The sequence below is a fragment of the Tatumella saanichensis genome, assembly GCF_000439375.1.
Taxonomy (GTDB): Bacteria; Pseudomonadota; Gammaproteobacteria; order Enterobacterales; family Enterobacteriaceae; genus Tatumella; species Tatumella saanichensis.
This window is the reverse complement of sequence record NZ_ATMI01000004.1, coordinates 112,096-130,803: the sequence shown is the minus strand read 5'-3', so window position 1 is coordinate 130,803 and position 18,708 is coordinate 112,096. Positions and strand designations below refer to the sequence as shown.

Below are 18,708 nucleotides of genomic sequence, written 5' to 3'. Positions count from 1 at the left end.
GCCAAGTTTAGGCTCAGCGCATGGTCACAAACTCTTCCGCACCGGTTGGGTGGATGGCGACCGTATTGTCGAAGTCTTTTTTGGTGGCACCCATTTTCAGAGCCACCGCAAAGCCCTGTAGCATCTCATCCATGCCGTAGCCAATACCGTGGATACCGACAATTTTCTCTTCGTCACCGACACACACCAATTTCATGCGACACGGCTGACGGTGCTGAGTGACGGCGGTGTACATGGCGGTAAACGATGACGTATACACCTTGACTGCCTCATCACCGAACTGCTCACGGGCCTGCGGCTCGGTCAGCCCGACCGTGCCGATCGGCGGATGGCTGAAGACCACTGTTGGGATATTGTGATAATCCAGATGCTCATCCGGCTTATTATTAAACAGACGTTCAGAGAGACGGCGTCCGGCTGCCACGGCAACCGGTGTCAGTTCGACCGCACCGGTATTATCTCCGACTGCGTAAATCCCAGGGACATTAGTGTTCTGGAATTTATCGACGCTGATCTGACCTTTGTCATTCAGTGCCACCCCAGTGACCTCTAGGTTGAGGTTATCGGTAGCAGGTTGACGGCCAATCGCCCATACCAAGCAATCGACGGTATAGCTTTCCCCGTTTTCCAGGTTCAGGGTCAGGCTGCCATCGCTGTTTTTCTGCACGCTTTTAGGCGTTGCGCCGGTATGCAGCGTTGGACCTTCCGCCTTCATCACCTCGACCAGGGTCTCCGACAGCAGCGGATCGAAATGACGGAGTGGCGACTCTTTACGTACGAATAGGTGGGTTTCCGCACCCAGAGCATTTACCACGCCTGCCAACTCCACGGCGATATAGCCGGCACCGACTACCGCAACCCGTTTCGGTAACGCATCCAACTCAAAGAACCCGTCGGAATCAATACCCAGTTCCGCCCCCGGGATCTGCGGATGAGAAGGACGTCCACCGGTGGCGATCAGAATATGATCTGCCGTGATGATTTCGCCATTCACTTCAACGGTATGGGCATCGACAAAACGGGCAAAGCCTTTGATAACATCGACTTTATTTTTACCCAGCACGTTATCGTAAGAAGCATGAATACGATCAATATAGGCGCTGCGGTTCTTCACCAAGGTCGACCAGTCAAAGCGGTTAACCGTGGTATCAAAGCCATAATCCGGGCCATAAAGATGGATCGCTTCGGCAATCTGCGCCGCATGCCACATTACCTTTTTAGGGACGCAGCCAACGTTAACGCAGGTGCCACCCAGTTCTTTGGCTTCGATCAGCGCGCATTTCTGACCGTACATTGCTGCGCGGTTAATGGAGGCAATACCGCCGCTGCCGCCGCCGATTGCCAGATAGTCATAATGTGTTGTCATTCAGGATATCCGTCCGTTTCTGGTTAAACAGGCACCCGGGCAATGATGCTTACCCGCGAGGCTGTATCAATATTGTCACTGCTGCCAGTGTAACGCGACTACGGCAAATGCCGCAAAGTTTGCACCTATGGTTGTGATAGGATGCCCATTGGTCTCACTTTATCAACGGAAGCATAGCATGTACCTGACTTTTCTGGGCACCAGTGCTGGGGTGCCAAGCCTGCAACGCAATGTGACTGCCATCGCTCTGTCATTACCCCCAGGGGGGGATTGGCTATTTGATTGCGGTGAGGGTACCCAGCAGCAGTATATGCGTAGCGCCCTGAAGCCTGGAAAGCTTGAGAAAATCTTTATTACGCACCTCCACGGTGATCATATTTTTGGCCTGCCAGGGCTGCTGACCAGTCGTTCAATGGGGAGCCTTAGCCAGCCGCTGACGATCTACGGCCCGAAAGGGATCAAAGCTTTCATTGAGAATGCGCTGGATCTGAGCGGATCCTGGGTCAGTTTCCCGCTAGAGATCCTTGAGATCGAGGAAGGGGTGATCGTTGACGATGAGGAATACACGGTGACCGCTGTGGCGCTGAACCATGTGGTGCCTTGTTTCGGTTATCGCATCAGTCAGCGTGACAAACCCGGCTTTCTGGATGCGGCACGGCTTAAGGCCGAGGGTATTCCTTCCGGACCGTGGTTTGCGGCACTGAAACAGGGGAAAACAGTGACCCTAGACGATGGGCGGGTGATCGACGGCAACGATTATCTGGGACCGGCGCATAAAGGCAAGTCACTGGCGATCTTCGGGGATACTGCCCCGACAGAGCAGGCATTGACCTTAGCAGCAGGGGTGGATGTGATGGTCCATGAAACCACGCTAGAGGCCGCGATGGCTGAAAAAGCCAACAGCCGCGGTCACTCGACGACCGTACAGGCCGCAGAGCTGGCTCTTCAGGCGGGAGCAGGGCGGCTGATTGCCACCCATTTCAGTTCGCGTTACCGCAAAGACGATATGCCGCGACTGCTGGCGGAGTGCCAGTCGGTCTTCAGTGCGACCGAACTGGCGGAGGATTTCTGGGTAACTGAAATCTGAACCGTGATTACTCCGGTACCACCCATTTTACCAGCGTATGGCCGGTACCGGTGGGTGACAGTTGCTGATGCAGCCACGGCAGCACCGCTTCCATCTCAGCGGCCAGTTTCCAAGGCGGATTGATCACAATCATCCCCGAGGCGGTCATACCCCGTTGGTCACTGTCAGGACGAACCGCTAATTCAATCTGCAGAATACGGCGGATGCCGGTGGCCTGTAGGTCATTCAGCATACGCTTAATCTGCTGGCGCAGGACAACGGGATACCAGAGCGCAAAAACACCGGTGGCAAAGCGTTTATGGCCTTCGCGGATCCCGTCCACCACTGCCTGATAATCGGTTTTGATTTCATAAGGTGGGTCGATCAGGATCAGCCCACGGCGTGATTGTGGTGGCAGTTTCGCTTTCAGCTGCTGGTAACCGTCAGAACGTGCCACTCGGGCGCGGTCATCTTTCAAAAACTCATTACGCAGTAATGGGTAGTCAGTTGGGTGTAACTCGGTGAGCTCCAAGCTGTCCTGTTCACGCAGCAAATGGCGGGCGATCAGGGGGGAACCTGGATAATATTTCAGGTTACCGGAGGGATTCAGGGCTGCTACCGCGGACAGATAGGCATTCAGTTGCTCCGGAGCATCCGGATGCTGCCAAATACGGGCGATCCCTTCGGTGTATTCCCCAGTACGCTCAGCATGTTCGCTGTTAAGCAGATAGCGGCCAGCACCGGCGTGTGTGTCTAAATAGAGAAATGGTTTCTCTTTTTCTTGTAATGACTGAATGATCAGGCTCTGAACGGTATGTTTAAGAACATCCGCATGGTTGCCTGCATGGAAACTATGACGATAGCTGAGCATGTCGTATACCTTCTGATAAATTCCGGATCCTGTGAGGTGTAAACCCGCTATCGTCACACCCTCACGTTAACAAGACGAAGGCCTCTGCTCGGTAGCTGCCTGTCGCGGGCGCCGAGTATAGCAGTATTGGCTGGATGGCTGTAGCAATGCGCCGCATTTATCCAAGTGTAGAGTGCAGGATCCGCGAAGGTGGTGCGTTTTATAGAAAACCGTCAACCGTCCGGCAGAGAGCTGTCCGTACTGTCTGCGGTGATCAGCCAATTGTTCTGCTATTCCGGTGGCGAGACATTGATTTTCCCTGTCACTGCCCCCATGCTTTTTATATCGCGCAACAGAAGCGCCCTCTGACAACAACAGGATTGTGCTATGACAAACCCATTACTGACGCCGTTTACCCTGCCGCCGTTCTCATTAATCAAACCTGAACATGTGGTCCCTGCGGTGACCGAAGCCCTGCAGGAATGCCGTGCCGCAGTGGAAAAAGTGGTCGCTCAGGGTGGTCCTTACACGTGGGAAACGCTGTGCGAGCCACTGGCAGAGAGCGATGATCGTCTGGGCCGTCTGTTTTCTCCGGTCAGTCACCTGAACTCGGTAAAAAATAGCCCAGAACTGCGTGAAGCCTTTGAACAGGTGTTACCGCTGTTATCCGAATACGGTACCTGGGTCGGTCAGCACGAAGGGTTGTATCAGGCCTATGTCAGCCTGAAACAGAGTGAACAGTATGCGACCCTTGATACTGCACAGAAAAAGCTGGTGGATAACGCCCTGCGTGATTTTGAGCTGTCCGGCATCGGACTGCCGAAAGAGAAGCAGAAACGTTACGGTGAAATCTCTGCACGGCTATCAGAAATCGGTGCCGCCTACAGCAACAACGTGCTGGATGCGACTATGGGCTGGAGCAAGCTGATCACGGATGAAGCGGAACTGGCGGGAATGCCAGAAAGTGCATTGGCGGCAGCTAAAGCCCAGGCTGAAGCGAAAGAGCAGCAGGGCTGGTTGCTGACCTTGGATATCCCGAGCTATCTGCCGGTGATGACCTATTGCGAAAATCAGGCACTGCGTGAAGAGCTGTACCGCGCTTACGGCACCCGAGCTTCTGATCAGGGTCCGAATGCCGGTAAGTGGGATAACGGTCCACTGATTGAAGAAGAGCTGGCATTGCGCCATGAGTTAGCACAACTGTTAGGTTTTGGTTCTTTTGCCGAAAAATCATTGGCCACCAAAATGGCCCAGTCTCCACAACAGGTACTGGACTTCCTCAGTGATCTGGCAAAACGTGCGCGTCCGCAGGGTGAGAAAGAACTGGCGCAACTGCGTGAATTTGCGAAAACCCATTACAATGTCGACAGCCTTGAGCCGTGGGACATCTCCTTCTATGCCGAGAAGCAGAAACAGCACCTCTATACCATCAGCGATGAGCAACTGCGTCCTTATTTCCCAGAAAATAAGGCCGTCAGTGGGCTGTTTGAAGTGGTAAAACGCATCTACGGCATTACCGCCAAAGAGCGTCACGATGTGGATGTCTGGCATCCAGATGTGCGTTTCTTCGAACTGTATGATGAAAACGGTGAGCTACGCGGCAGCTTCTATCTGGACCTTTATGCCCGTGAAAACAAGCGTGGTGGGGCATGGATGGATGATTGCGCAGGCCGTCGCCGTAAAGCGGATGGGACGCTACAGTACCCGGTGGCTTACCTGACCTGTAACTTTAATCGTCCATTGAACGGGAAACCGGCGCTGTTTACCCATGATGAAGTGATCACCCTGTTCCATGAGTTCGGCCACGGCTTGCACCACATGCTGACTGAAATCGATACTGCCGGTGTTTCCGGTATCAGCGGGGTGCCTTGGGATGCGGTCGAACTACCAAGCCAGTTTATGGAAAACTGGTGCTGGGAGCCCGATGCCTTGGCGTTTATCTCCGGCCATTATGAAACGGGTGAGCCATTACCTCAGGATCTGCTGGAAAAAATGCTGGCGGCGAAAAACTACAATGCGGCGATGTTTATCCTGCGTCAGCTGGAATTTGGCCTGTTTGATTTCCGCCTTCATGCGGAATATGACCCAGCCAAAGGTGCCCGCGTACTGGAAACCCTGCAGGATGTGAAAAAAGAAGTCGCCGTGGTGCCTTCACCGGCTTGGGGCCGCTTCCCACATGCGTTTAGCCATGTCTTTGCGGGCGGCTACGCGGCGGGATATTACAGCTACCTGTGGGCAGATGTACTGGCGGCGGATGCTTACTCTCGTTTTGAAGAGGAAGGTATTTTCAACCGAGAAACCGGGCAATCTTTCCTCGATAATATTCTCAGCCGTGGCGGCTCTGAAGAGCCAATGACGCTGTTTACCCGCTTCCGTGGCCGTGAGCCGGCACTGGACGCGATGCTGGAACATTACGGCATTCAGGAATAGTCTTTAGTGAACATCTGTTTGATTGATGAAACAGGCGCCGGAGACGGCGCCTTATCTGTTTTAGCGCAGCGCTGGCAATTGGTGCACGATGATACTGCGCCGATGGCGTTGGTATTAACCCCTGACCATCTGGAACTGCGTAAGCGCGATGAACCTAAACTCGGTGGGATCTTTGTCGATTTTGTCTCCGGTGCCATGGCGCATCGGCGTAAATTTGGCGGCGGTCGCGGCGAGGCAGTCGCTAAAGCGGTGGGTATCAAAGGCAGCTATCTGCCGGAGGTCGTGGATGCGACCGCCGGGTTGGGACGAGACGCATTTGTGCTGGCGGCAGCGGGCTGCCGAGTGCGGATGTTGGAACGTCATCCGGTGGTGGCGGCTCTGTTGGACGATGGTCTACGCCGCGGGTATGCGGATGCGGAAATCGGCCCCTGGTTACAGCAACGGCTGACGTTGATCCACGCGACCAGCCATCAGGCATTGGCTGATATCACCCCTCGGCCAGATGTGGTCTACTTGGACCCGATGTATCCCCATCGGCAGAAAAGTGCCATGGTTAAAAAGGAGATGCGGGTATTTCAGTCGCTGGTCGGGGCGGATGAGGATGCGGATGCGTTACTGACGCCGGCACGGCTGTTAGCGAAAAAGCGCATTGTGGTGAAACGTCCGGATTATGCGGAACCGCTGGATGGGGTGGCTACGGCCTCTGCGGTGGTGACGAAAAGCCACCGTTTTGATATTTATCCGTCTCTGGCTCCGGTCAGCGACATGCCGGAATAACCGGTAGCGGCTCCGTTACTGGAGCCGCGCGACGCGATCTGCGATCAGAGACAGCTAGTCTTCATCTTTCATTGGCACAATCAACATATCGATGTGCACGGTGTTGATTAACTGGCGGGCTGAAGACATCAGTTTGCTCCAGAAATCCTGGTGGTGACCACAGAGCACTAGGTCGACCTGGTAACGGTTAATTGCATCCAGCAGAACCTGTGTCAGATCGCCGCTACCGCTCAGTGCTTGGCTGACTTGGTAGCCGGCATTCGCGGAGAGCTCGGTCAGGGCATTCTGCGTCTCTTCAGAAATACGTTTCTGCATATCTCCCAAGTTCACGTCGATAAGACCGGTATACAGGTCTGAGTAATTAACGTCTACGTGGATCAGAGATACTTTGGCGTCATAAGGACGTGCCAGTGAGACCGCTTTGTCGACCAGTAACTGACTTTCTGGGGAGAGGTCAACGGCGACCAAAATATGTTTATAAGACATGACAGACTCCTTATTACGAAAAGGGTAAGGGTCAGCAGCGGCTTAACTCTGTTCAACTGAACGGGCAGGCTGCTGAACACTATGACGATTTTCTGTTTTGTGCTGTGGATTTATCCTACCATAGGGCTATACAACTGAGTATAGATGGATTGTCCGGCGGCGCGAGGCCGGGAAATGTGAAGCAGATCAAAACGGGAAAGTTTTCCGTCATCAGCGGGCAGAATGCGGTGTCCGTCTGCCTTGTCGGCAGCCATGGTGAGGGAAAACGGTCTCGGTTTTAAGCCAATAACGGAAGCATAATGATTAATATTTTTCCTCTTTTTATCTCGTTTTTAGTGGTCAGCGTCATCAATATGGTGCGTTATTTCTCAGCATTACGTGCCTTACTGCAACAGATGCAGACCAGCGACCCGCAGCTCTACCAATCCGTCGACGGTGCTGGATTTTTTACGGCTCGAGGTCAGCCTGCCCGTCAGGTCCTGCTGGTGCGTTACCTGTTTAAAAAAGGTTACCGCGATCACCAGGATGAGGCATTTGTCCGTCACTGCGTTCGCACCCGCCACCAGTTCATTCTGACCAGTGTTCTGTGTGTGCTGACTCTGATCAGTCTGCTGGCACTGCTTATTCGCTAAACGCAGAAAACAGAAAGGAAAAAGGCTGCCCTTGGGCAGCCTTTTTTGTGCATCACAGCGATCAGATAATTTGCAGCGAAATCCAATACAGTGAGGCAGACAACAGAATCGATACCGGCAGGGTAAGCACCCAAGCCATGGCGATGCTGCGAATGGTCTTGGTCTGTAGACCCCCACCGTCTACCAGCATTGTCCCCGCCACCGAAGAAGAGAGGATATGGGTGGTAGAGACCGGCATCCCGGTGTAACTAGCAATACCGATAGAGGCTGCCGCCGTCACCTGGGCAGCCATGCCCTGGGCGTAGGTCATGCCTTTCTTACCGATTTTCTCACCGATAGTGGTGGCGACGCGACGCCAGCCCACCATAGTCCCTGCAGACAGAGCTAAGGCAACCGCAATAATGATCCAGACCGGCGCATATTCGACGGTACCTAGCAGGTCATGGCGTAAATCACCCAGGAATTTTTGGTTCTGAGCACTGGTCTGTGGCAGTTTTGCCACTTTATCAGCGGTATCAGAAATACACAGCAGCAAACGACGTAACTGACTGCGTTTCTCCGGTGTAAGCTGTGCATAGCTGGTCAGATTGGTCAGCATACCTTGGGCATGCGCGACGGCTTCCAGTGCCCGTTCGTTGCTGCAATGGAACTCTTCCACTGGCGCAGTCGTCGCGACAGGTGGCGTGGCAGCTGCCGGAGCAATGATGGTCTGCAGTGACTGGCTGTTTTGCTGATAATACTGCGCTAGGTGATCAACGGCATCGCGGGTACGGGTGATGTCGTAGCCAGAGGCATTCATATTGACCACAAAGCCTGCTGGTGCCACACCGATCAACACCAGCATAATCAGGCCGATCCCTTTCTGACCATCATTAGCGCCATGGGAGTAGCTGACACCGATGGCTGAGACAATCAACGCAATACGGGTCCAGAAAGGCGGTTTTTTCTTACCGTCTTTCTTTTCACGCTCGGCAGGGGTCATATGGATACGTGAACGCTTACGTGTACCGCTCCAGTATTTGCGTAACAGGAAAATCAATATTCCGGCCAGCACCATACCGACAATCGGAGACAGTACCAGTGATAAGAAGATATTGATAACCTTAGGAATATTTAGCGCATCCACCAACGATCCACCCGTTACCAACGCATTGGTCAAGGCGATACCGATAATGGCACCGATCAGCGTATGTGAGCTGGAGGCCGGTAAGCCAAAATACCAAGTTCCAGATAATTGCTGCCAGTAACATGGAAAACACCATGGCCAGGCCATGGGCAGAACCCACGTTTAGCAACAGATCGGTCGGTAGCATATGGACGATAGCGTACGCAACGCTAAGCCCGCCCAGCAGCACCCCCAGGAAGTTAAAGATCCCCGCCATTGCAACAGCCAGCTGTGCACGCATCGCACGGGTATAAATTACCGTGGCAACTGCGTTAGCGGTATCATGAAACCCGTTGATTGCTTCATAGAACAAAACAAACAACAGAGCGACTACCAGTAGTAGGCCAGTACTTAAATCGATACCAGCAAAAAGATGAAGCATAAACATTACGCCATTTTTTGAGGACATGAACCCAGCGCATTATCAGCGACAGAGGCTAGTTCAGGAAAGGAAAATATCGTTTTTTTTCGTCTTTGTTAATAAATATTACCAAGGTCATTTTTAAAAGTTCTTTTAAATTAAACGCTTAATAGTTTCCTGGCCCATGAGGCGGCTTTTGCTTCTGGAGTCAGCTCGAGCATATCTCTACAATCAGCCGTTTTTTAGCCGAGGGAAGCATGGAAAAGTATGACGTGATTGTCGTCGGAGCAGGTGCTGCAGGCCTGTTTTGTGCGGCGCAGGCCGGCCAGCGCGGGCTAAAAGTGTTAGTGTTGGATAATGGTAAAAAAGCAGGGCGTAAGATCCTGATGTCCGGTGGCGGCCGTTGTAACTTTACCAACCTCTATACTGATGCCGGTGCCTATTTGTCCGATAACCCACATTTCTGTAAGTCAGCACTTGCTCGCTATACACAATGGGATTTTATTGACTTGGTTAATCGCCACGGCATTACATGGCATGAGAAAACCCTCGGACAACTGTTTTGTGATGAATCAGCGCAGCAGATTGTCGATCTACTGCTGGCAGAGTGTGATGCGGGTAACGTCAAACTGCGCCTACGCACCGAGATCCTCAGCACCGAACGCCTTGATGACGGTGAATACCGGTTACAACTAAATGGTGAGGATGTGAGTACCCGCAAACTGGTTATCGCCTCCGGTGGTTTGTCAATGCCCGGTCTGGGAGCAACCCCTTTCGGCTATAAAATTGCGGCGCAGTTTGGGTTAGAGGTGTTGCCTACTCGTGCCGCGCTGGTGCCTTTTACCTTGCATAAACCGCTACTGGAGCCGCTACAGACATTGTCCGGTGTGGCGGTTCCGGTGACGGTCACTGCTCGCCAAGGGCAACAGTTCAAAGAAGCGATGCTGTTTACTCACCGTGGCCTGTCGGGGCCGTCGATGTTACAGATTTCCAGCTACTGGCAGCCGGGTGAAACCTTGGAAATCAATCTGTTACCGGAGACGGATCTGCTTGAGTTTCTGGAGAGGCAGCGGGAAGCCCACCCGAATCTGAGCCTGAAGAACAGTCTGGCAAAACTGTTGCCGAAACGTCTGACAGAAGTTCTGCAGACGCTGGGGATCATCCCTGAGCTGACCCTCAAACAGTTAAATAAGAAGCAACAGCAGCAGTTGGTCGAGCAACTGATTGGCTGGCAGGTTCAGCCTAACGGTACCGAGGGCTATCGGACCGCGGAAGTGACACAGGGCGGTGTGGATACTCGCCAGCTTTCCTCCCGCACGATGGAAGCCCGTGAGGTACCGGGACTGTACTTTATTGGGGAAGTGGTTGATGTCACCGGCTGGCTGGGCGGTTATAACTTCCAGTGGGCTTGGAGCTCTGCCGCCGCTTGTGCCGCCGCCCTGTAAGGCGGCCGGATCAGTTCATCTGATAGCATTTTGAGGTCGCCACATTCTGTCCCGGGCTACTGCTGGCGCCTTTCACCATGCAGAGGATGTAATGCTTGTTTTTACGTAGCGTCACGACTGGGCCATCGGCGGCGACATACGAGGAAATAACCTGCCCGCCTTGATCCAGCAACTGCTCCAGTGACTGGTTCACCGCAGATAATTGGGTGGGGACTTCCAGGGCATTACCGGGGACTCGCGCGTCGGTTTCCGGTGGCCATTGTGCCGCAGCGCCGAAAGAGGCGCTAAGGCTCAGCAGTGCAAGCCAGCATGCAGATAAATATTTCATCAGAACTCCTGATCAGTAGACAGAGGATGCCGTCAGGTCAAGGGTGATGAGTGTAGCCCCTCTGCGGATGACGGCCCGTTCAGTGGTCAGTTTGCCGTGATTTTTCATCAATCACAAACCATGATCTTTACTGCCGAGGTTGAGGGTCAGTATTAGCCCGAGCCCCGGACAGCCATGTGCCTAGCACGTCTTCTTCGCGACGTCTCACGCTGACATGGGCGCCATTCTTACTGCTTTTATCGTCTATTGATAGTAAGTACTTACACTTGACTTGATGCTTGCGATAACAAGGATGTGCCGTGTTACGGCAGGTGGGCAATGGCCTGTTATTTGCCGGGCAGTCTCTGGCTGCCCGAGGTGAGCATCAGGAGGTTTTCTCAGGGGGAGCTGGAGAAACAGCCGGTGCAGAGACCTGTAAAGAGCGGTCGTGTTGCCGGAAAAAAGGCAAAAAGAACTGTATTAACGGTCCGATCGTCAGGGCGTAGACCAGTGTCCCAGGTCCGGCATTGCCACCCAGCGACCAGCCAATCAATAGGACGGTGACCTCAATCAAGGTTCGGATCAGCCGCAGTGAAATACCGGTTCGGCGGTGCAGTCCGGTCATGAGCCCGTCACGGGGACCGGGGCCGAAACCCGCACAGATATACATCACGGTGGCAATGGCATTCATTAGGATAGCAGCCGCCAGCATTAGACAGCGGGCGGCCAGCGAGGTCAGTGGTGGCATCACCGCCAGTGCAACCGCGACGACCAGTCCAAGTACCACTACATTACTTAAGGTACCCAGCCCTGGTTTCTGCCGTAGGGGGATCCATAGCACCAGTACCAGTGCACCGGTGATAATCATCACGGTTCCAACGTTCATCGACAGGACCTTGGCTACGCCGAGGTGAAAGACATCCCAGGGATCGGCACCGAGTCCGCAGTGCATATACAGGGCACAGGACAGTCCATACAGCACTAGACCGACATAAAGGTGGAGTAATCGTTTTAGCATCTTTTTTATCCGCACCACAGGTTGACAGTGGAACGATTGTTATCTGAAATGGACTGATAATTAATAGCCAGTTATTACAAAGTGGATCGCTATGCCCTCACGACGTTTAGGTTATCAGTCTCTGACTCGGATGCTCGGCCATTGGCAGCAGCCTGCTTCACGGGTCCCACTGTGGCAGCAGCTGGCTTCGGCCTTGCGTTTGCTGATCCTCGATGGTCGCCTGACGCTGGGCACGCGTTTACCCGGTGAGCGTGAACTCAGCTCGGCACTGGGGATCAGCCGTACCACCGTCAGTAGTGCACTGGCCCGCCTGCGCGAGCAGGGCTTTCTGGTGAGTCAACAAGGCAGCGGGAGCCGAGTGGTATTACCGGAAAGCCGCGATACGGTTCCGGCCATGATGTCCACAGGGGGTGAGCTGGACCTTTCTACTGCCTCGCTGGAAGCGGGACCGGAAATTTATCAGGCGTTCAGTCAGGCGCTATCAGGGCTGCCGCAACATCTGTCCGGTACCGGTTATTCACCTCAGGGGCTACTGGCATTGCGTGAGGCTATCGCCCGCGATTATCAGCGCCGAGGGCTGCCGACCCGTGCTGACCAAATTATGGTGGTCAATGGCGCAGTCAGTGGTCTGTCCTTGATCCTACGGTTGCTGACGGGGCCCGGCGATCGGGTATTGGTCGATCACCCTACTTATCCGTCGGCACTGTCCGCGATACGTGGGGCTGCCTGTCAGCCGGTAGGGGTGTCTCTCGGTCACGGTGAGTGGGACCTGGCAGGCCTGACGGCCACATTAGCACAGAGCTCGCCGCGGCTGGCGTATATAATCGCCGATTATCACAACCCAACCGGCTATTGCATGGACAGCGCGGCCCGTGAGCAACTGGTGGCAGTGGCCGCCCGTTACCGTACGCCACTGGTGATCGATGAAACTCTCGCCGATTTATGGTATCAGCAGCCGCCGCCACTGCCGGTGGCCGCATTCGCCGGCGACAGCGACGTCTATTGTTTGGGCTCGGCCTCGAAGCGTTTTTGGGGCGGGTTACGGGTCGGCTGGATACGCGCACCGGGGACTCAGGCTGCGGCACTGGTGCAGATCCGCGACTCGTTAGATTTAGGCACCCCAGTGACTGAACAGTTGGCCTGCGCCTGGTTAGTGGACAACAGTGAGCAGTTTCTGAAAGGACGCAGAGAACTCCTGCAGCAGCGCCGCGATCACTGCGCGGTACTGATGAATCGCTATTTCCCTGACTGGTCGTTTCTGATGCCAGAAGGAGGGCTCTCCTTCTGGGTAGAATTACCGGGGATGTTAGCCACCCGCTTTGCGTCCCGTGCCAGTGACGCTGGCATCATTCTCGGCACCGGAACCCGTTTTGGATTATCTGGGGCATTTGATCGTTTTCTGCGAATGCCGTTTAGTGCTGAAGATGCGACGCTGGAACAGGCTTTCAGACGTTTACAACCGCTGTGGGAAGCCCTTCCCGACTCCCCACGCCCCGTCACTACTCGTCCCATATTTTAACGCCTAGTCCTTGAGTAGCAGATCCTAGTGGGCTGTCTGCTGCTGGTTGGCGGGTACTGCCAGCAGAGTCCGCTGTATTGAACCGTTTTTTTGCTTACTTTTTGACAGATCATAGCGTTGCAATGCTGGTCTAGGGAGGTAAAATCCGATAAATTACTTAAGTAATAAACAATCATTCATATATAACCAATAAGAATAAAAGACGCACGTCACCGCCGGTACAAGCCGTTTTTGTTGGCGTAATGTTGAATTCTGGTGAGGAAAGATAATGAAAAAAACGCTAATCAGTTTTGCGCTGGCGATGCTGGCCAGTTCGGCAACCGCTTTTGCAGCAACTCCCCCTGATACTTTGGTCGTGGCGCAGTCGCTGGATGATGCTACCAGCTTCGACCCAGCAGAGGGTTTTGAGCTGTCGACCATTCAGGCATTTAATAGCCTGTATCAGCGTTTGGTACAGTCTGATCCGAGCAACCCCGTTGATCTGCGCCCGACCTTGGCCAGTAGCTGGACCCCTGGTGCGGATAACCGTAGCCTGACTTTCACTTTACGTAACGGTGCCCGCTTTGCCAGTGGTAACCCTGTCCGTCCAGAAGATGTGATTTTCTCTCTGACCCGCGTGGTCAAACTGAACCTGGATCCGTCCTTTATCCTGACTCAGTTAGGTTGGACAGCACAGAACGTTGACAGCCAAATCACCAAAACCGCTGATAACCAGGTGACGTTGCACTGGACGGCGGATGTCAGCCCCTCTTTCGTCTTGAGTCTGATGTCTGCACCGGTTTCATCGATTATTGATGAGAAACTGGCTGATAGCCATGCAGTGCAGGGCGACTCCGGTCATCAATGGCTGGGAACTCACTCTGCGGGTAGCGGTCCATTCAGCATCAAGCGTTACGTGCCTCATGAAGCGCTGTTAATGGCGGCTAACCCGACCTCACCGGCGGGCGCGCCTAAAATGAAGTATCTGCTGATTAAAAACGTTCCTGAAGTGGCGACCCGCGTATTGCTGGTCGAGCAGGGGGATGCCGATATCGCTCGTAACCTAGGCAGTGATCAGTTCAGTGCCTTACAGAATAAACCTGGGGTTAAACCGCTGGCAGTGCCAATCGCCTCGGTGTATTACCTGATGTTTAATGCCAAAGCGAACCCAGTCACCGGTAACCCGGCGCTGTGGGAAGCCTCTCGCTATCTGTTCGATTACAACGGTATTGCTAACGGATTACTGAAAGGGCAATTTTCGGTACACCAGACCTTCCTACCGGACGGCTATATGGGGGCGCTGAACAGCAATCCTTATACCTACAACCCGGAGAAAGCCAAAGCGATCTTGGCTAAAGCCGGTTTGAAAAATGTCAGCTTTACGCTGGTGGTGAATAACCAGCCGCCATACTTGGATATTGCCCAAGCCCTGCAGGCTAGCTTTGCGAAAGCCGGCGTCAAGGTGACATTGGTCCCGGGGATCAGCAGTGAAATCTCCTCGAAAGTCAACAAGCATAATTATGAGGCCACTGTCAGCTCTTGGGGGCCGGACTATTTCGACCCGAACTCCAATGCGGCGGCTTTTGCCACCAATCCGCAAGATGGCAGTAACACCTTGGCAGAACGCGCGAACTGGGATATTCCGCAGTTGACCGCAGAAACCCGCAAAGCGGTAGCATTGAGTGATAACAAGGCACGTATCGCGCTTTATCAGGATCTGCAGGCCAAGGTACAGAAAAGCTCACCGTTTGTGATTGGTGTCCAAGCCCGTCAGTTGATTGCACTGCGTGATAACCTGAAAGGCTATCAACAGGGCATGAACCCGGACATGGTGTTCTATAATCAGGTGAGCAAGTAATGATCACAGCAGCGCAACCAGAGCGTCGTGCTGCGGGGTGGGGGCGGCTGGTTAAGCGCCTCACCGGTAACCTGTTATCCCTAGCGGTAACGCTGCTCGGGTTACTGGTGTTCACCTTTACGTTGTCGCACCTTTCCCCGGTAGACCCGGTGCTGCAGCGGATCGGCGACCATGCTAGTGCGTCCACTTATGCGCAGGTTAGGCATCAGATGGGGCTGGATCAGTCGCTGCCGCGTCAGTTTTGGAATTATTTACTGCAACTGCTGCATGGGAACCTTGGGGTTTCACAAGTGACCGGTCAGTCGGTGGGACAAGATTTATTGCGTACTTTTCCCGCGACTTTCACCTTAGCCACCTGTTCACTGTTGGTCGGAGCCTTCGGCGGTATCGGACTGGCGCTGCTCTCAGTCTGGCGGCCAAAAAGCTGGATCGATCACCTGGCGCGGGTGATCTCTCTGCTCGGTTATTCGGTACCGGTATTTTGGTTCGGCCTGCTGGGGCTGCTGCTGTTCTATGCGGTGCTGCACTGGTCTGCCGGTCCAGGACAACTGGATGATATCTACGCGTATACCCTCGAAACGAAAACCGGCATCGTGCTAATCGATTCCTGGTTATCTGGGGACCGGGAGATGTTCTACAACGCGCTCGCGCACCTGTGGTTGCCGGTGGCGATCCTTGGTCTATTGTCGATGGCCTCGATCACCCGTCTGCTACGTGCCTCCTTGCTGGAAGAGAACAGTAAAGAGTATGTCACCCTGGCACTGGCCAAAGGTGCAGGCCGCTGGCGTATTCTCTGGCATCATCTGCTGCCTAATACCCGCGGCACGCTGATCACTGTGGTGATGCTCTCCTATGTCTCTTTACTGGAAGGTTCGGTACTGACAGAAAGCGTATTTTCCTGGCCTGGCATGGGACGCTATCTGACCAATGCCCTGTTTGCCTCCGATCTTCCTGCCATTCTCGGCACCACGCTGGTGATTGGTACCTGTTTTATCCTGATCAATGCACTGACCGATGCGTTGGTCTGGCTTACTCGTCCGGGAACACGATGACTGATTTAACCCGAGCACAGGCGGTACGCCGCCGCAGAAAGACGCCTTGGCTGTTAGTGGCAGGTTTCACTCTACTCGGCGTGCTAATCATTACCGCCTTGTTTGCCCCCTGGCTGGCGCCGTTTGACCCGAATAACCAGCAGATGGCGGACCGATTGATGGCCCCATCATGGCAGCATTGGTTCGGAACCGACAGTTTTGGCCGCGATCTGTTATCGCGGGTGATTTATGGTAGCCGTCCCACCCTGTTGCTGGTGATTTTTATTTTGGTCCTGACGGTCCCGGTCGGCATGGCGGTGGGGATCACTGCCGGCTATCTCGGCGGCTGGACGGAACGCATCCTGATGCGTATCACCGACATTTTCCTCGCCTTACCCAGTCTGGTGATTGCGCTGGCAATGGTAGCCGTATTGGGACCGGGATTATTAAATGGCGCGTTGGCCCTGGCGCTGACCAGTTGGCCGCCGTTTGCCCGTCAGGCTCGTGCGGAAACGCTGCAATTGCGGCGCAGTGATTACTTGGCTGCTGCAAAAATGCAGGGGATCCGTGGAATGTCGCTGATGTTGGGGCACATTTTACCGTTGTGCTTACCCAGCGCAGTGGTGCGTGCGGCCCTGAGTCTCGGCGGTATTATTCTGTCTGCGGCCGGTCTGGGCTTCCTGGGTATGGGGGTACAGCCTCCTACTGCTGAATGGGGCTCTATGGTCGCCGAAGGCGGCAAAGTGATTTTTGATCAGTGGTGGGTAGCCGCTGCACCGGGTGGTGCAATTTTACTGGCCAGCCTGACCTTTAACTTTATTGGTGACGGTCTGCGAGATCGCTTGGATAGCCGTAATGACAGCTGAATCGACACCGTTTATTGTCGCGGATCATCTGACCATCGGCTTGCCGGAAGGGCGGACGCTGGTCGACAATATCTCCTTTACACTTGGCCAAGAACGGGTGGCATTGGTGGGGGAATCCGGTTCCGGAAAATCCCTGACCGCGCGCAGCCTGATGGGGTTGTTATCCCCCTCCTTGCAGATCAGCGCCCAGCAATTGACAGTAGCGGGGCAAGATGCACTGTCCCTGTCGGCACGGCAATGGACCCAACTGCGGGGCAGTAAGGTCGCAATGGTGATGCAGGACCCGAAGTATGCCCTCAATCCGGCCTTGACCATTGGCTGGCAGGTGGAAGAGCCGCTGATCTTACACACAGGACTTAATCGTCGCCAGCGCCGTGAGAAAGTCTTGGAGATGCTGGATGCGGTCGGTTTACCGAACCCTCAGCAACTGGTAAAACGCTACCCTGGTCAGCTTTCTGGCGGAATGGGGCAACGCATTATGCTGGCGATTGCTTTGATCACGGATCCGCAGTTTCTGATTGCAGATGAACCGACGTCAGCCCTGGATCATAAGATGCGTGATCAGGTCTTGGCGTTGATTCAGGATCTGATTTCACAGCGTAATATGGGACTGCTACTGATCAGCCACGACTTGCAGCAGGTGGCTGATCATTGTCAGCGTGTGATGGTGATGTATAAGGGGCATCTTCTGGATACTCTCCCTGCGGCTGAGCTGCCGCGAGCAACGCACCCGTACACTCGGACCCTGTGGTCCTGCCGTCCCAGCTTAGCGACCAAAGGACAGCGGTTACCGACCCTCGACAGGGATGCGTTGGAGGCCCAGTTATGAGTATTATCCAACTGAATGACATTCATGTTTTTCATCCGCAAGGCCACCAGTTTCGTCAGGTGGTTGAGGATGTTCATTTGCAGGTTGCTGCTGGAGAGTGCTTCGGGCTGGTTGGGCCATCAGGATGTGGCAAATCCTCGCTACTGTGGGTCATGGCCGGATTAAACCCGCACTGGCAGGGAGAGATGGTGCTGGCAGAGAACCGGATTACCCCTGGTCAGGAATTCCGCGGCAGCTTGCGCCGTGAGGTGCAGATGGTGTTTCAGGACCCTTATGCGTCTCTGCATCCCCGCCACCGGTTGCGCCGTACCTTAGCAGAACCGCTGAAACGTTTCGGACTGGATAATATTGAGCAGCGCATCGAGCAGGGTTTTCGGCAGGTTGGATTAGATCCCGCCTTTATGGACCGTTATCCCCATCAGCTATCTGGTGGTCAGCGCCAGCGGGTGGCGATTGTGCGTGCGTTATTACTCGAACCGAAAATTGTGTTGCTGGATGAACCAACTTCGGCGCTAGACATGTCGGTGCAGGCGGAGATTCTCAACCTATTAAACGACTTGAAACGTGAGCATCAATTGACGATGGTGTTGGTCAGTCACGACCCAGATGTGATTGATCATATGTGTGACCGCGCTGTTACCATGCAGGCAGGGCGGATTATCGACCGCTAGGCCACAAAAACAGGCATAAAAAAACCGAGCAAATGCTCGGTTTTTTGTTTAT

At 54.1% G+C, this 18,708-nt stretch carries 16 protein-coding genes and 1 pseudogene; 11 read left to right on the top strand and 6 right to left on the bottom strand.

Annotated elements, in window-relative coordinates:
* Positions 1-13: 13 nt before the first annotated feature.
* On the bottom strand, positions 14-1,366 hold the full coding sequence (gene gorA / locus DW47_RS0103360; protein WP_029684937.1) for a glutathione-disulfide reductase: 1,353 nt from the start codon (positions 1,364-1,366) through the stop codon (positions 14-16).
* A gap of 178 nt (positions 1,367-1,544) precedes the next feature.
* On the opposite strand from gorA, the gene rnz reads away from it, so the two are divergent.
* Positions 1,545-2,453 (top strand): ribonuclease Z, encoded by a 909-nt coding sequence (gene rnz, locus DW47_RS0103355; RefSeq protein ID WP_029684936.1) that lies wholly within the window; start codon positions 1,545-1,547, stop codon positions 2,451-2,453.
* Positions 2,454-2,460: 7 nt separating this feature from the next.
* Here rnz and DW47_RS0103350 read toward each other — a convergent pair whose 3' ends face one another.
* Complete coding sequence (locus tag DW47_RS0103350; protein ID WP_029684935.1) at positions 2,461-3,303, bottom strand: 23S rRNA (adenine(2030)-N(6))-methyltransferase RlmJ; 843 nt, start codon at positions 3,301-3,303, stop codon at positions 2,461-2,463.
* Positions 3,304-3,669: 366 nt separating this feature from the next.
* Between DW47_RS0103350 and prlC the strand changes: the two genes are divergently transcribed.
* Positions 3,670-5,712, top strand: coding sequence for an oligopeptidase A (prlC, locus tag DW47_RS0103345; RefSeq protein WP_029684934.1), 2,043 nt, complete (start codon positions 3,670-3,672; stop codon positions 5,710-5,712).
* A gap of 6 nt (positions 5,713-5,718) precedes the next feature.
* Positions 5,719-6,489 (top strand): 16S rRNA (guanine(1516)-N(2))-methyltransferase RsmJ, encoded by a 771-nt coding sequence (gene rsmJ, locus DW47_RS0103340; protein ID WP_029684933.1) that lies wholly within the window; start codon positions 5,719-5,721, stop codon positions 6,487-6,489.
* A gap of 54 nt (positions 6,490-6,543) precedes the next feature.
* Here rsmJ and uspA read toward each other — a convergent pair whose 3' ends face one another.
* The gene (gene uspA, locus DW47_RS0103335; RefSeq protein WP_029684932.1) at positions 6,544-6,975 is read right to left on the bottom strand and encodes a universal stress protein UspA; all 432 of its coding nucleotides are present in this window, start codon (positions 6,973-6,975) and stop codon (positions 6,544-6,546) included.
* Between the two features lie 299 nt (positions 6,976-7,274).
* On the opposite strand from uspA, the gene uspB reads away from it, so the two are divergent.
* On the top strand, positions 7,275-7,607 hold the full coding sequence (gene uspB, locus DW47_RS0103330; RefSeq protein ID WP_029684931.1) for a universal stress protein UspB: 333 nt from the start codon (positions 7,275-7,277) through the stop codon (positions 7,605-7,607).
* Between the two features lie 61 nt (positions 7,608-7,668).
* On the opposite strand, the pseudogene pitA reads toward uspB, so the two are convergent.
* Positions 7,669-9,154, bottom strand: a pseudogene (pitA, locus tag DW47_RS16220) (inorganic phosphate transporter PitA).
* A 236-nt stretch (positions 9,155-9,390) separates the two neighbouring features.
* Between pitA and DW47_RS0103320 the strand changes: the two are divergent.
* Positions 9,391-10,578, top strand: coding sequence for a BaiN/RdsA family NAD(P)/FAD-dependent oxidoreductase (locus DW47_RS0103320; protein ID WP_029684930.1), 1,188 nt, complete (start codon positions 9,391-9,393; stop codon positions 10,576-10,578).
* 10 nt (positions 10,579-10,588) lie between these two features.
* On the opposite strand, the gene DW47_RS0103315 is transcribed toward DW47_RS0103320, so the two are convergent.
* Positions 10,589-10,906: a hypothetical protein gene (locus DW47_RS0103315; protein WP_029684929.1), complete on the bottom strand. Its 318-nt coding sequence runs from the start codon at positions 10,904-10,906 to the stop codon at positions 10,589-10,591.
* 364 nt (positions 10,907-11,270) lie between these two features.
* Positions 11,271-11,903, bottom strand: coding sequence for a membrane protein YczE (yczE, locus tag DW47_RS0103310; RefSeq protein WP_029684928.1), 633 nt, complete (start codon positions 11,901-11,903; stop codon positions 11,271-11,273).
* A 91-nt stretch (positions 11,904-11,994) separates the two neighbouring features.
* Here yczE and yczR point away from each other — a divergent pair, with 91 nt between their 5' ends.
* From yczR to DW47_RS0103280, 6 genes are all read left to right on the top strand, one after another.
* Positions 11,995-13,422 (top strand): MocR-like transcription factor YczR, encoded by a 1,428-nt coding sequence (yczR, locus tag DW47_RS0103305; RefSeq protein WP_029684927.1) that lies wholly within the window; start codon positions 11,995-11,997, stop codon positions 13,420-13,422.
* Between the two features lie 268 nt (positions 13,423-13,690).
* Complete coding sequence (locus DW47_RS0103300) at positions 13,691-15,259, top strand: ABC transporter substrate-binding protein (RefSeq protein WP_029684926.1); 1,569 nt, start codon at positions 13,691-13,693, stop codon at positions 15,257-15,259.
* Positions 15,259-16,311: an ABC transporter permease gene (locus tag DW47_RS0103295; protein ID WP_029684925.1), complete on the top strand. Its 1,053-nt coding sequence runs from the start codon at positions 15,259-15,261 to the stop codon at positions 16,309-16,311. The genes DW47_RS0103300 and DW47_RS0103295 overlap by 1 nt, the downstream gene beginning before the upstream one ends.
* Positions 16,308-17,156 carry an ABC transporter permease gene (locus DW47_RS0103290; protein WP_029684924.1) on the top strand — a complete coding sequence of 283 codons (849 nt, stop codon included), beginning with the start codon at positions 16,308-16,310 and terminating at the stop codon, positions 17,154-17,156. Before DW47_RS0103295 ends, DW47_RS0103290 begins: the two co-directional genes overlap by 4 nt.
* Positions 17,146-17,985: an ABC transporter ATP-binding protein gene (locus tag DW47_RS0103285; protein ID WP_029684923.1), complete on the top strand. Its 840-nt coding sequence runs from the start codon at positions 17,146-17,148 to the stop codon at positions 17,983-17,985. The genes DW47_RS0103290 and DW47_RS0103285 overlap by 11 nt, the downstream gene beginning before the upstream one ends.
* On the top strand, positions 17,982-18,656 hold the full coding sequence (locus DW47_RS0103280; RefSeq protein WP_420911394.1) for an ABC transporter ATP-binding protein: 675 nt from the start codon (positions 17,982-17,984) through the stop codon (positions 18,654-18,656). Before DW47_RS0103285 ends, DW47_RS0103280 begins: the two co-directional genes overlap by 4 nt.
* The last annotated feature ends 52 nt before the right edge of the window (positions 18,657-18,708 follow it).

Bases quoted from the DNA above. Each gene is read 5' to 3' on its own strand.
- gorA (WP_029684937.1), bottom strand. From the start codon at position 1,366: ATGACAACACATTATGACTATCTGGCAATCGGCGGCGGCAGCGGCGGT.
- rnz (WP_029684936.1), top strand. From the start codon at position 1,545: ATGTACCTGACTTTTCTGGGCACCAGTGCTGGGGTGCCAAGCCTGCAA.
- DW47_RS0103350 (WP_029684935.1), bottom strand. From the start codon at position 3,303: ATGCTCAGCTATCGTCATAGTTTCCATGCAGGCAACCATGCGGATGTT.
- prlC (WP_029684934.1), top strand. From the start codon at position 3,670: ATGACAAACCCATTACTGACGCCGTTTACCCTGCCGCCGTTCTCATTA.
- uspA (WP_029684932.1), bottom strand. From the start codon at position 6,975: ATGTCTTATAAACATATTTTGGTCGCCGTTGACCTCTCCCCAGAAAGT.
- uspB (WP_029684931.1), top strand. From the start codon at position 7,275: ATGATTAATATTTTTCCTCTTTTTATCTCGTTTTTAGTGGTCAGCGTC.
- DW47_RS0103320 (WP_029684930.1), top strand. From the start codon at position 9,391: ATGGAAAAGTATGACGTGATTGTCGTCGGAGCAGGTGCTGCAGGCCTG.
- DW47_RS0103315 (WP_029684929.1), bottom strand. From the start codon at position 10,906: ATGAAATATTTATCTGCATGCTGGCTTGCACTGCTGAGCCTTAGCGCC.
- yczE (WP_029684928.1), bottom strand. From the start codon at position 11,903: ATGCTAAAACGATTACTCCACCTTTATGTCGGTCTAGTGCTGTATGGA.
- yczR (WP_029684927.1), top strand. From the start codon at position 11,995: ATGCCCTCACGACGTTTAGGTTATCAGTCTCTGACTCGGATGCTCGGC.
- DW47_RS0103300 (WP_029684926.1), top strand. From the start codon at position 13,691: ATGAAAAAAACGCTAATCAGTTTTGCGCTGGCGATGCTGGCCAGTTCG.
- DW47_RS0103295 (WP_029684925.1), top strand. From the start codon at position 15,259: ATGATCACAGCAGCGCAACCAGAGCGTCGTGCTGCGGGGTGGGGGCGG.
- DW47_RS0103290 (WP_029684924.1), top strand. From the start codon at position 16,308: ATGACTGATTTAACCCGAGCACAGGCGGTACGCCGCCGCAGAAAGACG.
- DW47_RS0103285 (WP_029684923.1), top strand. From the start codon at position 17,146: ATGACAGCTGAATCGACACCGTTTATTGTCGCGGATCATCTGACCATC.
- DW47_RS0103280 (WP_420911394.1), top strand. From the start codon at position 17,982: ATGAGTATTATCCAACTGAATGACATTCATGTTTTTCATCCGCAAGGC.